Genomic DNA, 12,537 nt, shown 5'->3' with positions numbered 1-12,537 from the left:
CTAGTGGTGTTCAGGTTTGAATGTTTTACAGTCTGTTTCTTCGCTTTTTGAAGCTTTTTCACCTTCGGCATGGCTTACGACATAAATGGCATCAGCCGTACATTTGTTTCCTTTATCCCAGTACGTGCAGTTGCTGACTTCACACAGTATTTTTTGTTCCATTTATGATTGGCCCCCCTTAAAAATATTGTACGACTTTAGCTTAACCGATCCGGCCCGATTCATACTTATTCAGGCTGTTTAATGTACCGCTTGTCCTTCATGAATAATTTCCAGAAGTAATAGAACCCGGGAAATAAAATAATAAAACCGACGATGTACGAGATGAACAGCGCCCGAAACGTTTCCGGGGCGGTAAAGCCGGATTGAATCGTCACATCGGGGTAGATCATGAAAGGAAGATGAGCTCTTCCATACACATAGCTTGCCGTGAAATATTGGAGGGTAATCGCGATGACGGCGAGACGCGGCTTTCCTAGACGGTCTTGATTATAAGTATTTGGCAGAAACAAAGCGCCGAAGGCGACAAGAAACAGCAGGAACGATAAAATCAGCCATGGGAGCCCGTTCATCATTTTGGTGTAAAGCCAGCTTGCTTCGGCTCTCATCGTCATCATTATGCTAAAGGACATGATCAAGGCAAGAGGCCCGGTGATTAAAGCGTTCCGTCGATAGACCTGGTAGGCGTCTTTCTCGTCTGCCACATTTGAAAAATCGGCAAGCAGCAGGGATGATAAAAACAAGGTGCTGAAAATGGCAAAACCCATAAATGAGTAGGCATGCGGGCTTAAAAATAAATCGGTGAAATTCAGCTGATAGCTGCCGTTCCGCTGGGAGACGAAAGGTCCGTGAGTAACGGGCAAAACAAGAATTAACACGGCGGGAATAATGAATCCGCTGATCCCTGAAACATATGTCAGCGCTCTTTCATAGCCTTTGGCAGCGTGGGAAAAGACCAAGAATCCGCTGCGAATGGCCAGCAGCAATAGAATGATGCTGCCCGGAATCAAAAGCACGGTTCCCAATACAAACGTTCCGCCGGGGAAAAAGCTGAAAAGGGCCACAACAATTCCGACAATAAAGACATTCGTGACTTCCCATGTCGGAGAAAGGTAGCGGTTTGCGATATTCGTCGCTTTCAGCTGCTGCTTATTCATATAGACCATCGACCAAAAGCCGGCACCAAAATCCATGCTCGCCATGACGGCGTAGATAAATATAAATCCCCACACGATCGAAATAGCCAGCAGGGCATCTGTTGTTCCATCCATTTGCATCATACGACTCCCTTCTTAAGCATCAGATGTTTTGAGATCCTCTTCGACTGGGTGGCGCTTGAAGTAGTACTGCAAAACAAAGACCACAGCCGCCCCCAAAATAATGTAGACGATAAAAAACAATACGAATAATAATCCGATTGATCCCGAAGCTGTCACCACTTCAGATGTCTTTTGCATGTGGTAAATGACCCAAGGCTGCCTCCCGGTACATGCAAAAACCCAGCCGAATTCAATCGCAAGCAGGCTGAGCGGCCCCGCCGTCGTAAATAAGATCAGCAGCCAGCGGGGAAAGCGGTCTTTTTTCAAAACCTTTCTCCATATAAAGCCGGCGGCGGCATAAACGATCAAGAGCCCGCCGATTAATACCATCCCGTTAAATAACGTATGAATGTACAAAGGCGGCCATTCATCTCTCGGAAACTCATTCAAGCCTTTTACAACAGTGTCAAACCGGTTGTCAGCCAAAAAGCTTAATGCCCATGGAATTTCAATCGCCCCTTTAATCGATTGCGTCTCTTCATCGGGAAATCCTCCGATCGCAAGCGGGGCATAGGACTGGGTTTTAAATAAACCTTCCGCTCCGGCCAGTTTTTCCGGCTGATAGCGGTGAAGAAACTGAGCTGATTCATGCCCGGAGAGCGCAGTCACGAGAGAAAACACACCGCCGACGAGCAGGCCGAGCAAAAGCGCCTTTCTGTGGAGGACATACACTTTTTCATCACCCCGATTGCGAAGCATTTTATATGCCGCGATTGTCGCAATAATGAAGGCGCCTGTCATAAACGCCGAGACGACGACATGGCTGGCCGTGATGAAAAAGCTTTTGTTGAAAAAGGCTTTCCATGGCTGAACATCCGTAATTTCACCGTTTACAATCTTGAAGCCCTCAGGTGTTCCTTGAAAAGCGTGGACATTTGTAATTAAAATGGCGGAAGACGCCGCACCGATGACAATGGAGACGACGGCGATGATTCTCATCAGAGGAGTCAGGCGGTCCGCCGCATAAACATAAATCGACATAAATAAAGCCTCGACAAAAAAGGCGTATATTTCGATTTGAAATGGAAGGGACATCACTTTTCCGATGACTTCCATGAATCCCGGCCAAAGCAGGGCGAGCTGGGTTCCGGCAATCGTTCCGGTCGGAATGGCGACTCCAAGCAAAACCGCTTGGGCCTTTGTCCATCTCTTCGCCATAATGGAGTAGTGGGGGTCTTTTGTTTTTTGATAGATCAGCTCAGCCAGCAAAATCATTAAAGGAATTCCGACACCGAGCGAAGCAAAAATAATATGGAATCCCATTGTTGTTCCGAATAGGCTCCTTGCGAACATCAAATCATTCATCCGGAAAACCACCTTTCATTCACACCATTTTGCTTTTATTGTTCACCTCCTTATTTAGATTATTCTTCCTCTTTGATGGGAAAATTGTTATTATGCTTAAAAAATGTAAACGCGAATTTTTGACAAGAGGAAATTGATGGTTTATAATAAAACGTAATTGTTACGTTTTGAAAAAGGAGGAATAGGAATGAAGCCGAATATTCACCCGAAAACATATCAAGTGATTTTTCAGGATGTAAACAGCGGATACCGTTTTCTAAGCCGTTCAACAAGAACATCTTCTGAAACGGCGGAATGGGAAGACGGCAAAACATATCCCGTGATTAAAGTCGAAGTGAGTTCCGACACCCATCCGTTTTATACCGGCAGACAGAAATTCAATGAAAAAGGCGGACGGGTCGAACAGTTTAAGAAAAGATTTAATATGGATTAATCAAAAAAACACGCGCTGCAATGCGCGTGTTTTACGTTTGATTAATTTGACAATGCTTTTTTCAATACAGACAGGTTTTCTTTCATAATGGTGAGATAGTCTTTGCCGCTTTCTTTATCCTCTTTAGAGATGGATTCAAGGTTTTTCATGGTCAGGCTCTCCGCTCCGATTTCATTTTTAATGATCTCTGAGATTTTGCTGCTGACGTTGCTTTCAAAAATGACATATTTGATATTGTGTTCTTTCGCGGTTTTTACGATATTTTCAAGTTCTTTTTGGGAAGGCTCCTCTGTCGGTGAGAGGCCGAGCACGCTCATTTGTTTGATTCCATAGCGCTTTTCCCAGTAGCCGTACGCTGCGTGCGAGACAAGGATCTCTTTTTTATCAGCGCGGTCGACAGTTTGTTTGAAGTCTTGGTCCAGCTGTTTCAAATCCTTTTTTAGAGATTCATAGTTTTTCGTAAATGTTTTTTTATGCTCGGGTTCCAGTTTGACCAGTTCATCTTTGATGTTTTCCGCCAGTTTTTCTGCAAGAACAGGGTCAAGCCAAACGTGCGGGTCTTTATCTCCATGGTCGTGATCATGTTCTTCGGCTTCACCATGGTCATGGGCATGATCATGTTCTTCGTGAGCGGACTCCTCTTCGTGCCCGTGCTCTTCATGCTCTTCTTCCTGTGACAGAAGATCAATGCCTTCGCCCGCTTTAACGATTTTGACGTCGCTGCCTTTTAACGTGTTCACGGCTTTATCTGCGAACCCCTCAACGCCTACGCCGGAATAAATGAAGGCATCTGCCTCTGAAATCTCTGCCATCGTTTTGGAGCTTGGCTCATAAGTGTGAGCTTCAACGTTGGGAGGGTAAACGCTTTTGACGTTTACATATTCCCCGCCGATTTTTTTAGTGAAATCCTCAAGCGGATAAATAGTCGTGTAAATGTCCAATTTTCCGTTGTCTTTTTGATCGCTGGAAGCTCCCGTGCTTGAGCAGCCCGCGGCTAATCCGGCAGCAAGAATGAATGCAGATGCTAATCCGAATGTCTTTTTCATTGTATTTCTCCTCTCAACATAAAAACTGAAATCGTTCCGATTTAATAATCCTGTATCATTGTATCGTAATAATTACGATTTGAAAAGAGGGAAATTTTTTGATGCATTCATAGAAACGCCTTACATCAGAGCTTGACGCTATAGAGAGCGCCGTTAAAACGTAAATATTACGATTTAATGGCGGGATTTTTGTTGGCGAGTAAAAAAAAAATGAAGTTATATGTTATATTTAGATATAAAAAATTGTATAGAAAGGAATTCGAGCATGAAACTTTTGGATAATATTCTACAATTCAACCAGCAGTTTGTTGAACGGCAGGATTATAAAAAGTATGAGACGAGCAAATACCCGGATAAAAAAGTGGTTATTCTATCCTGTATGGATACGAGGCTTGTTGAGCTACTGCCGCACGCCATGAATATGCGGAACGGCGACGTTAAAATCGTCAAAAGCGCAGGCGCTCTTGTTGCCCATCCTTTTGGGAGCATCATGAGAAGCATTCTTGTCGCTGTTTATGAGCTGAACGCCGATGAAGTATGCGTTATCGGCCATTATGACTGCGGAATGAGCAAGCTGAAAAGCAAAAGCTTTTTGGAAAAAGCGGTCAAACGCGGAATTCCTAAGGAGCGGATTGAAACGCTGGAGTATTCGGGCGTCGATTTTGAACAATGGCTGAAAAGCTTTGACTCTGTCGAGGATAGTGTCAGAGACAGCGTCAGTGTCATCAAAAACCATCCGCTGCTGCCCCAGGACGTCCCTGTTCACGGACTTGTCATTGATCCTGAAACAGGCCGACTTGATCTTGTCGTCAACGGCTATCCGGAAGAGCATTAATCCTTTTGCTTTTTTTCAGGCACGGGATCGACGCCGCCGGGGTGAAACGGATGACATTTCAGAATCCGTTTGATGGTCAGCCAGCCTCCTTTGAGAGCGCCGTGTTTTTCGATCGCTTCAAGGCCGTAATTCGAGCACGTCGGATAAAAGCGGCAGGACGGCGGCAAAACGGGCGATATCCATTTTTGATACGTACGGATGATCAGAAGGAAAAGAGTTTTCATGTGTTCAGCACCTTTTTTTCTTCATATTATAATATAAGAGAAAATCATACAAAATGAAAAAGCATTTACCTAAAAACATACCGGCAAAGTATGATATAATACAAAAAGAGTAGAAAGAGGGGAGAGATGGAAATGCCTTCAGTTGAAAGTTTTGAACTAGATCATAATGCAGTAAAAGCGCCTTATGTTAGACATTGCGGGGTTCATAAAGTGGGAACGGACGGCGTTGTTAACAAGTTCGATATCCGTTTTTGCCAGCCGAATAAACAGGCGATGAAACCCGATACGATTCATACATTGGAGCACCTGCTTGCCTTTACGATCCGCACTCACGCTGAAAAATACGACCATTTTGACATTATCGACGTTTCACCGATGGGCTGCCAGACAGGCTATTATCTTGTGGTGAGCGGTGAGCCGACAGCGGAGGAAATCGTTGATTTGCTAGAAGACACGTTTAAGGAAGCCGTTGAAGTGACGGAAATTCCTGCCGCCAATGAAAAGCAATGCGGCCAGGCTAAGCTTCATGATCTTGAAGGTGCAAAACGCATGATGCGTTTTTGGCTTTCACAAAGCAAGGAAGATTTATTAAAAGTATTTGGATAAAGGTTTTCAAACAGCCGGCTCCATCTTTTGAAGATGGGAGCCGGTTTTTGATTTGTTCACAAAGAAAATAATGCCATAAATGCCGGAACTTTGCTACACTAAGTATGTGTATATCATATGAAAAAGGGTGATAGGATGCGTTTGGGAAAATGGCTTATATTCTTGGTGTTACTGGGCGGCCTATCCGCCTGCAGCCAGGCGGACAAGCCGGCAACGTCGGCAGAGGAGCCCAAGGTGCTGACCGCAAAGCTTTCGGCGCCTAAGCAGGCGGCGAAAAATGAAAGGGCTGTCATTAAAGCGTCCGTGCTTTACGGGGACGAGCCTGTAACAGATGCAGATGAAGTCGAGTTTGAAGTTTGGAAGTCGGGAAGCAAAGAGAAAAGCGAACTTCAAAAAGCAAAGCATGATGGAAAAGGGATCTACAGTATGGAAAAAGCATTCCCTGAAGATGGGGTTTATAAAATTCAGGTCCATGTCACGGCAAAGAAGCAGCATACAATGCCTGTTACGGAAATGAAAGTAGGATCACCGAAGAATGATCCGGAAACAGATGATAAGGAAGAAGCCCACCATCATTGACCGGTCTCTTCTTCCTCCATCCTGCGGCCCTGTGGAAGGGGATCGATTTTGTGCCGATAATCATATGCTTTGGCTGTCGTTACCAGTGATAATACGAGAACCGCGCCTGTAATCAGAATGCCTGCGACAATCCAGAAGACCATAAAGAAACCTCCAAGTCCTTTTTCTATAGTTTACCATATAAGGGGATGAATTAGGAGTAAAAGAAATGTTTCCTGTACAAGCTAAACGGGTAAACCAAAAGTAAACCAAAAGGAGGACGATCGAGTATGTCGGAAAAATTGAAAACAACGGTGAATCAACAAGTCGCAAACTGGACTGTACTTTACGTAAAGCTACATAATTATCATTGGTATGTGAAAGGCAAAGACTTTTTTACACTGCATGAAAAATTTGAAGAGCTTTATACAGAAGCCGCTCAATACATTGACGATTTGGCTGAACGTCTGCTGGCCATGCAAGGTTCTCCGGTGGGAACGATGAAAGAGTGCCTCGAAATCTCGACGATTAAAGAAGCGGACGGCAGCGAGACGGCGGAACAGATGGTAGAGGCGATTTACAACGACTTTTTAAAGGTGGCCGAAGAGCTGAAAAGCGGGATGGAGCTTGCTGATGAAGTGAATGATGAAACGACGGGAGACATGCTTCTCGCCATTCATCAAACGATTGAAAAGCACAACTGGATGCTGAAATCATATTTGGGATGAAGGAAAGACCCGGGTGATGCCGGGTCTTTTTTGTTTTCTCCATGAAGTTTCGTTCTTTTTAAAGCCTTTTTTATGAATTGTCAAACAATTCATCCAAGCCTTTCAAAGCATCTTTTCATAGGATAAGCTATGAAACGTTTTGTTTGAAAGGATGTTGAAGCGCATGAACAAAGACTTAGGCATCTTTTCGCTATTTTCAATCGGTTTTTCGGCTTTCGGATTTTTGTTTGGTGCAATTGAATATTTGTTTTTAATTTTAATTACGTTAATGGGGATTGAGTTTGTCAGCAAAAGTTTGAGCGAATGTGTGAAAGATCAATTTACGATCAAGAGCTTGTTTACAAGATTGGCGAAAAAATTTGTGACGCTTTTTCTCATATCAGTCGCGCACTTTTTTGATCAACTGTTGCAGACGGATAATTCGATCCGCGATTTTTCGATCGTGTTTTATATTTTGTATGAAACATTTTTGATTGTGAGCACTGCCCACGCACTGGGCATACCTGTCCCGCAAATCTTTTTGGATATTCAGGAATTCGTTAAAAATAAACTGCAAAGAGGACCGTAACATTTTAAAACAACAGGCAATACTAACGGGAAAAAGGGATGATCACTTTGGAAAAGAGGACATACTATATTTCAGTTCAAGATGGAATGATTTCGCAGCACTCCGGCGCTTCTCCCTGGGAATTCGAGATTTCGGCGGACGATGACGATATCATCAAATTAAGAGAATATTTTGACCAGCTGCATTCCCAGGATTGGATCAACTTTTTCCGTGCGCATGTGCCGGCTGTCGAATACCATTATGACAGCTCAAATGATAAAATGGATGAGCTTCGCAGGAATATTTACGGGATGCTCTACCGTCTCGGCAATGAAGAAACAAGATCGTTTATCAGCGAGAACGGTCTTTGTGATATCAAATCCGCTGATTGAGATATGGCGCAAAAAACCTCTTCTTTTATGAAGAGGTTTTAGCGCGCCGACAAACCCTCGCATTCGTTGTCAGGCCTGCGCGTCGGTGCTCACGAATTCCAACATTCGCTCCGCTCCGATGCGCAGGCCTTCCTAGACTGCAAGGGTTTTCAATCACGCTGAGAGGTTTTAAACATGCTATCTTCTATTGTTTAAAAGGTTTCCGATGATATCGCCGATTCCGCCGCCCTGCTCTTGGCGGTGCGGCCTCTGGTCGTGCTGGTGCACCGGCTGATTCGTCATGCCTTGGCGCGTGTTCTGCCAGGCGCTGCCCTGGGTTTGCGCCTGGTAGCGCTGATCGTCAAGCCCTACTCTTAAGCCCGCCTGTCTTTCAAACGGCTGGACAATGACGATCTGTCCTGGTTCTTGAAATTCAAACATATATGATTCACCGGAAGTTTGTCCGATGATTGTTTTCCAGTTCACATCTAATTTTACTTTTGGAGCCGGACCCGTCCAGGCTACGATTGCATCGGGGTCGACCCGGCACGGGCTTTCCAGGATGAGCGGGTTGCCGGCCGTTTTAACGGCGACTTGGGCACCCGCCCCGTTAAATGAAAGCTTTGAAGTAAAAAGCCCTTTTTGGGATAAAACGCCGACACCGACAGGCGTGACACCGTAATGGCAGCTTTCTGTAAAAGCGAGCAGGTCTTCGCTTTCGACACAGACGCTCTGCCAAATCCCGTTAGGCTCAAGGTTAATGACTGTGACGTGATCGCTTTGGTCAGCTAGATAACAGACTCCGTGGCCGGTTACTTCCATCATTTCGAGATTTTCTCCCGTTATTTTTCTGCTTATGTGGTTGAATACTTGTTTGACTATGCTTCCCTGGTTAGTCCCGAGCAGCCGTTTGCTGTATTTCAATTGACCCTGATCTGCGATCATGGCCCCTTTCTTTGCAAAAAAACGCCCGCTCCCTTCAGCTTTTAATGTTAGTTCTTGTACTGTATCCAAGTAGAAACCCAATGGTGACATCTCCTTCAAACATGATAGTGGGTAAATGTTTCGTTCGGCCGGTCTGCCGGTAAATGTCCGGCTTGTCCTTTCATCAGACGATTTGATCGTATATTCAAGTTATCAAACGATGGGATCAATATAATTACGCGGGAGGTGCGCGAAAGGTTTCTTTTCTATCCGACTTTTTGATGTTTAAAAAAGACGGATGTTTGCGAAAGTGTTTTAAGCCGCGCCATTTTGTGAAACAATAAAATGAAAATTTACAGTGATTTCGTTTGGCAAATGTACAAAAAGACTACCGAAAAAACGGATATGTGATATGATGAGTGGAAGAAGCGAGGAAACGGATTAGAGGGATTAAGATGTACGAATTTAAAGACTTTTACCGTAATACAGTTCAGCTCTCCTTTGATGACCATCCCTTTTCACAGGCTCCAAAGCATGTATGGGTGATCTGCCGATATCAAAACCAGTGGCTTTTAACAAATCACCAGGATAGGGGATACGAATTTCCCGGAGGTAAAGTAGAGCCCTTTGAAAACGCCGAGGAAGCCGCTTTGCGGGAAGTGAAGGAAGAGACGGGGGCTGCTGTAAAGAAGCTGACATATATCGGCCAATATAAAGTCCTTGGCAGGGAAAAAGTAATTATTAAGAATATATATTTTGCTGAGATTGATAAGATTGAAAAACAGGAGACGTATTATGAGACGAAAGGTCCTGTTTTGCTGAACAGCCTGCCCGGGGATATTGCAAAGAACAGAAAATACAGTTTTATCATGAAAGACTCCGTTCTCCAAATCAGCCTTGAGAAGCTGAAAAAAGACGGTATGATCGAATAGAAGGCCCTGCCAATCAGCAGGGCCTTTTCTAATTACGTTCTCCCTTTCATCCATTTTCTTTCCAAAAGCTCGACACATTGGTACATGATCGTTGCAAATACGGCGATGATCAGGAGACTCAGCATCACAAGGGTGAAGTTAAAGACTTGAAATCCGTATATGATCATATAGCCGAGGCCCTGGGCGGATACTAAAAATTCCCCCACGATCACGCCGACCCAGCTCAGCCCGACATTCACTTTCAACGCGGAAATGATCGTCGGAATTGAAGCGGGAAGAATCACTTCTTTAAAAATCTCGCTTTTTTTCGCACCGAATGTTTTCATAACCTTGATGTAATTTTCATCAATTTCCTGAAAGGACGTATAGACGACGATTGTGGTAATAATGACGCTGATAATGGCGCCCATGGCAATGATGCTTGTTAGACTCGGACCGATGGCGACGATCAGGATGGGGCCCAGTGCGACCTTTGGCATCGCATTAAGGACGACGAGATAGGGATCCAATATGTTGGAAAGCCGCGGAAACCACCATAAAAGAGCAGCCAGAAAAGTTCCGAGCAAGGTTCCAAAGAGGAAGCCGAGTATCGTTTCAAATACGGTTACACCGATGTGCCCGGGCAATGAACCGTCGCCCATTTTCTCCAGGAAAAGCGCCCAGACGGCTGAAGGGGAGCTGAAAATAAGCGGATCGATCCATGCCATGCGGCTGGCCGTTTCCCACAGGGCGAAAAAAACGATGAAAATCGCAGCCTGATAAAAACGGACCCGCCTTTTTTCCGCCTGCTGCTGCTTTAAAAATTCCTGATGAAGGAAATCAACTTTTTGTCTGATGTTGTTCAAGGTGATTGAGCTCCTTCCATATGGTCTGAAACAGGACCTGGAATTCCGGTTCCTGCCTGGCATCAAAAGGTGTCATCCCTTTAAGAGATTCAGGGACTGTAAAGGTTTTATGGATCGTTCCGGGCTGTTTTGAAAACAGTAAAATCCGGTCGCTCATCGCAATCGCCTCGCCGATATCATGGGTGACGAGAACGGCTGTTTTTTGATACGTTTTTAATGTGTTGAAAACCAAATCTTCAAGGTTCAGTTTTGTCTGATAGTCAAGGGCTGAAAAGGGTTCATCCAGCAGCAGAATGTCGGGGTCGACGGCAAGTGTGCGGGCGAGAGAAGCTCTCTGCCTCATCCCGCCGGAAAGCTCCTTCGGATACTTTGTTTCAACTTGATACAGTCCGAGCTTTGCCAATAGATCCAAAGCGGATTTTTTCGATTCGGGCGTCAGTTTTTTCGAAATCTGCAAACCAATCAAGACGTTTTCTTCAATCGTTTTCCAGGGAAATAAATAGTCCTGCTGCAGCATATAGCCAATATGCAGATCTTTTTCATCAGGCGTGCGGCTGTCGATCAAGACGCGTCCCGCTGTGGGGGAAATGATCCCGGCGATGATCGAAAGCAGCGTCGTTTTGCCGCATCCGCTCGGACCGAGAAATGACACAAATTCGCCTTTTTCCGCTTCAAAGCTGATATTCTCAAGCGCTGCTGTTTTTTCTTTCAGAGAGAAATAAGTATGCGTGATATCCTGAACTTGCAAAAAAGACAATGCGGCCACCTCCTAGTGATTTTTTGTGACCTTTTCGGCAATCTTTGTATTGACCAGTTTCTGATGGGAGGTGTATTTCGGCAGCTCACCGGCTTCATCCATAATGGTTTGAAGCTGATTCCATTCCTTTTCATCCAAAATCGGATTTTGCGCAAAGGATTTTTGCTGTTTATACCGTTCGATTGAGGATTCAAGAATCGAAGGCTCCGTATCTTTAAACTGGTCCTGGATGCTGAGAGCGGCTTCTTTTGAGGAGTGCGACTCGATCCATTGCTGCGCTTTATAGATCGCACGGGTGAATTTTTCAGCGGTAGCCTCGTTTTTCTTTAAATAGCTTGCTTTTGCCATAAATGTCGTATAGGGAATCCGTCCGGATTCTTTGCCGAAGGAGGCGACAATGCGGCCGATGCCTTCTTTTTCAAAAATTGAGGCCTGCGGTTCGAAAAGCTGAACATAATCGCCGGTTCCGGAAGCAAAGCTGTTTGGGATATTTGCAAAATCGATCGTTTGAATCAAATCGATGTCTTTTTTCGGATCAATGCCTTTCTGTTTTAAGACAAACTCTCCGGCCATCTGAGGCATTCCGCCTTTCCGCTGTCCGAGGAAGGTTTTGCCCTTCAGCTGTTCCCAGCTGAAGTGATCCGTTTTTTCGCGGGCGACGAGGAACGTTCCATCCGTTTGGGTGAGCTGCGCGAAATTGATGATTGGGTCGCTTGCGCCTTGGGCATTGACGTAGATCGAAGTTTCAGAACCGACAAGCGCGATATCCGCGCCGTTCGATAGCAGGGCCGTCATGGTTTTATCGCCGCCCCACGTTGTTTTCAGCTCGACATCCAAGCCTTCTTTCTTAAAGAAATCTTCAGATATGGCGATATATAATGGCGTATAGAAAACAGAACGGGTCACTTCTGCCAGCCGGACCTTCTCTGCTTTTTGTCCGCCGCATGCAACGAGGATAAACAGCATCAGGGTGAAGGATACTATCATAAAAAAGAAACGCTTCAAACCGATTTCCCTCCTTTGATTTCGGTTGCTTTCGGCATAAAATAGTTTATGTTAAATACAAAACAGGTGTGAGGGACGACTGCGGATTAAGAGGTGAACAAA

General features: G+C 44.9%; 18 protein-coding genes. 8 read left to right on the top strand and 10 right to left on the bottom strand.

All coding sequences use genetic code 11. The annotated features are described in order from the left end of the window. From BTR1S_RS22115 to BTR1S_RS15650, 3 genes are all read right to left on the bottom strand, one after another. The gene (locus BTR1S_RS22115; protein WP_006636067.1) at nt 1-162 is read right to left on the bottom strand and encodes a DUF1540 domain-containing protein; all 162 of its coding nucleotides are present in this window, start codon (nt 160-162) and stop codon (nt 1-3) included. 65 nt (nt 163-227) lie between these two features. Beyond that, the gene (locus BTR1S_RS15655; protein ID WP_006636068.1) at nt 228-1,271 is read right to left on the bottom strand and encodes a cytochrome d ubiquinol oxidase subunit II; all 1,044 of its coding nucleotides are present in this window, start codon (nt 1,269-1,271) and stop codon (nt 228-230) included. A 21-nt stretch (nt 1,272-1,292) separates the two neighbouring features. Further along, nucleotides 1,293-2,624, bottom strand: a complete 1,332-nt coding sequence (locus BTR1S_RS15650) for a cytochrome ubiquinol oxidase subunit I (RefSeq protein ID WP_006636069.1) — start codon at nt 2,622-2,624, stop codon at nt 1,293-1,295. A gap of 187 nt (nt 2,625-2,811) precedes the next feature. Here BTR1S_RS15650 and BTR1S_RS15645 point away from each other — a divergent pair, with 187 nt between their 5' ends. Then, nucleotides 2,812-3,057: a type B 50S ribosomal protein L31 gene (locus BTR1S_RS15645; protein ID WP_006636070.1), complete on the top strand. Its 246-nt coding sequence runs from the start codon at nt 2,812-2,814 to the stop codon at nt 3,055-3,057. A 41-nt stretch (nt 3,058-3,098) separates the two neighbouring features. Here the strand turns inward: BTR1S_RS15645 and BTR1S_RS15640 are convergent, their stop codons facing one another. Further along, nucleotides 3,099-4,103, bottom strand: a complete 1,005-nt coding sequence (locus tag BTR1S_RS15640) for a metal ABC transporter substrate-binding protein (protein WP_029419210.1) — start codon at nt 4,101-4,103, stop codon at nt 3,099-3,101. Between the two features lie 265 nt (nt 4,104-4,368). Here BTR1S_RS15640 and BTR1S_RS15635 point away from each other — a divergent pair, with 265 nt between their 5' ends. Further along, nucleotides 4,369-4,938, top strand: a complete 570-nt coding sequence (locus BTR1S_RS15635) for a beta-class carbonic anhydrase (RefSeq protein WP_029419209.1) — start codon at nt 4,369-4,371, stop codon at nt 4,936-4,938. Here the strand turns inward: BTR1S_RS15635 and yidD are convergent. Next, complete coding sequence (gene yidD / locus BTR1S_RS15630; protein WP_006636073.1) at nt 4,935-5,162, bottom strand: membrane protein insertion efficiency factor YidD; 228 nt, start codon at nt 5,160-5,162, stop codon at nt 4,935-4,937. The genes BTR1S_RS15635 and yidD overlap by 4 nt on opposite strands. Before the next feature lie 132 nt (nt 5,163-5,294). Between yidD and BTR1S_RS15625 the strand changes: the two genes are divergently transcribed. After that, complete coding sequence (locus BTR1S_RS15625) at nt 5,295-5,768, top strand: S-ribosylhomocysteine lyase (protein WP_006636074.1); 474 nt, start codon at nt 5,295-5,297, stop codon at nt 5,766-5,768. A gap of 135 nt (nt 5,769-5,903) precedes the next feature. Beyond that, nucleotides 5,904-6,347: a FixH family protein gene (locus BTR1S_RS15620; protein WP_006636075.1), complete on the top strand. Its 444-nt coding sequence runs from the start codon at nt 5,904-5,906 to the stop codon at nt 6,345-6,347. Here the strand turns inward: BTR1S_RS15620 and ytzI are convergent. Beyond that, the gene (ytzI, locus tag BTR1S_RS22590) at nt 6,341-6,490 is read right to left on the bottom strand and encodes a YtzI protein (RefSeq protein WP_006636076.1); all 150 of its coding nucleotides are present in this window, start codon (nt 6,488-6,490) and stop codon (nt 6,341-6,343) included. The genes BTR1S_RS15620 and ytzI overlap by 7 nt on opposite strands. Nucleotides 6,491-6,616: 126 nt before the next feature. Between ytzI and BTR1S_RS15615 the strand changes: the two genes are divergently transcribed. From BTR1S_RS15615 to BTR1S_RS15605, 3 genes are all read left to right on the top strand, one after another. Then, nucleotides 6,617-7,054, top strand: coding sequence for a Dps family protein (locus tag BTR1S_RS15615; protein WP_006636077.1), 438 nt, complete (start codon nt 6,617-6,619; stop codon nt 7,052-7,054). A gap of 163 nt (nt 7,055-7,217) precedes the next feature. Further along, a complete protein-coding gene (locus tag BTR1S_RS15610; RefSeq protein WP_006636078.1) occupies nt 7,218-7,622 on the top strand; it encodes a phage holin family protein in 405 nt (134 codons plus the stop codon). Between the two features lie 47 nt (nt 7,623-7,669). After that, nucleotides 7,670-7,993: a hypothetical protein gene (locus BTR1S_RS15605; RefSeq protein ID WP_029419208.1), complete on the top strand. Its 324-nt coding sequence runs from the start codon at nt 7,670-7,672 to the stop codon at nt 7,991-7,993. Nucleotides 7,994-8,170: 177 nt separating this feature from the next. Here the strand turns inward: BTR1S_RS15605 and BTR1S_RS15600 are convergent, their stop codons facing one another. After that, the gene (locus BTR1S_RS15600) at nt 8,171-9,007 is read right to left on the bottom strand and encodes an AIM24 family protein (RefSeq protein ID WP_034326313.1); all 837 of its coding nucleotides are present in this window, start codon (nt 9,005-9,007) and stop codon (nt 8,171-8,173) included. A 344-nt stretch (nt 9,008-9,351) separates the two neighbouring features. Here BTR1S_RS15600 and ytkD point away from each other — a divergent pair, with 344 nt between their 5' ends. Then, nucleotides 9,352-9,828, top strand: a complete 477-nt coding sequence (gene ytkD, locus BTR1S_RS15595; RefSeq protein ID WP_006636081.1) for an RNA deprotection pyrophosphohydrolase — start codon at nt 9,352-9,354, stop codon at nt 9,826-9,828. A 32-nt stretch (nt 9,829-9,860) separates the two neighbouring features. Here the strand turns inward: ytkD and BTR1S_RS15590 are convergent, their stop codons facing one another. Genes BTR1S_RS15590 through BTR1S_RS15580 form a run of 3 tightly spaced genes read right to left on the bottom strand, consistent with a single transcriptional unit; the run spans nt 9,861 to nt 12,417 of the window. After that, nucleotides 9,861-10,673: an ABC transporter permease gene (locus BTR1S_RS15590; protein WP_006636082.1), complete on the bottom strand. Its 813-nt coding sequence runs from the start codon at nt 10,671-10,673 to the stop codon at nt 9,861-9,863. Continuing rightward, nucleotides 10,648-11,430 (bottom strand): ABC transporter ATP-binding protein, encoded by a 783-nt coding sequence (locus BTR1S_RS15585; RefSeq protein WP_006636083.1) that lies wholly within the window; start codon nt 11,428-11,430, stop codon nt 10,648-10,650. The genes BTR1S_RS15590 and BTR1S_RS15585 overlap by 26 nt, the downstream gene beginning before the upstream one ends. A 12-nt stretch (nt 11,431-11,442) precedes the next feature. Then, nucleotides 11,443-12,417: an ABC transporter substrate-binding protein gene (locus tag BTR1S_RS15580; protein ID WP_173400968.1), complete on the bottom strand. Its 975-nt coding sequence runs from the start codon at nt 12,415-12,417 to the stop codon at nt 11,443-11,445. Between the last annotated feature and the right edge of the window lie 120 nt (nt 12,418-12,537).

This window comes from Bacillus sonorensis NBRC 101234 = KCTC 13918, assembly GCF_001592005.1.
In the GTDB taxonomy this organism is placed as follows: domain Bacteria; phylum Bacillota; class Bacilli; order Bacillales; family Bacillaceae; genus Bacillus; species Bacillus sonorensis.
Note: the sequence above shows the minus strand (reverse complement) of the source record. Positions and strands in the feature narration are given on the sequence as shown.

Excerpts from the sequence above, each read along its gene's own strand:
- BTR1S_RS22115 (WP_006636067.1), bottom strand. The coding sequence starts at position 162 with ATGGAACAAAAAATACTGTGTGAAGTCAGCAACTGCACGTACTGGGAT.
- BTR1S_RS15655 (WP_006636068.1), bottom strand. The coding sequence starts at position 1,271 with ATGGATGGAACAACAGATGCCCTGCTGGCTATTTCGATCGTGTGGGGA.
- BTR1S_RS15650 (WP_006636069.1), bottom strand. The coding sequence starts at position 2,624 with ATGAATGATTTGATGTTCGCAAGGAGCCTATTCGGAACAACAATGGGA.
- BTR1S_RS15645 (WP_006636070.1), top strand. The coding sequence starts at position 2,812 with ATGAAGCCGAATATTCACCCGAAAACATATCAAGTGATTTTTCAGGAT.
- BTR1S_RS15640 (WP_029419210.1), bottom strand. The coding sequence starts at position 4,103 with ATGAAAAAGACATTCGGATTAGCATCTGCATTCATTCTTGCTGCCGGA.
- BTR1S_RS15635 (WP_029419209.1), top strand. The coding sequence starts at position 4,369 with ATGAAACTTTTGGATAATATTCTACAATTCAACCAGCAGTTTGTTGAA.
- yidD (WP_006636073.1), bottom strand. The coding sequence starts at position 5,162 with ATGAAAACTCTTTTCCTTCTGATCATCCGTACGTATCAAAAATGGATA.
- BTR1S_RS15625 (WP_006636074.1), top strand. The coding sequence starts at position 5,295 with ATGCCTTCAGTTGAAAGTTTTGAACTAGATCATAATGCAGTAAAAGCG.
- BTR1S_RS15620 (WP_006636075.1), top strand. The coding sequence starts at position 5,904 with ATGCGTTTGGGAAAATGGCTTATATTCTTGGTGTTACTGGGCGGCCTA.
- ytzI (WP_006636076.1), bottom strand. The coding sequence starts at position 6,490 with ATGGTCTTCTGGATTGTCGCAGGCATTCTGATTACAGGCGCGGTTCTC.
- BTR1S_RS15615 (WP_006636077.1), top strand. The coding sequence starts at position 6,617 with ATGTCGGAAAAATTGAAAACAACGGTGAATCAACAAGTCGCAAACTGG.
- BTR1S_RS15610 (WP_006636078.1), top strand. The coding sequence starts at position 7,218 with ATGAACAAAGACTTAGGCATCTTTTCGCTATTTTCAATCGGTTTTTCG.
- BTR1S_RS15600 (WP_034326313.1), bottom strand. The coding sequence starts at position 9,007 with ATGTCACCATTGGGTTTCTACTTGGATACAGTACAAGAACTAACATTA.
- ytkD (WP_006636081.1), top strand. The coding sequence starts at position 9,352 with ATGTACGAATTTAAAGACTTTTACCGTAATACAGTTCAGCTCTCCTTT.
- BTR1S_RS15580 (WP_173400968.1), bottom strand. The coding sequence starts at position 12,417 with ATGATAGTATCCTTCACCCTGATGCTGTTTATCCTCGTTGCATGCGGC.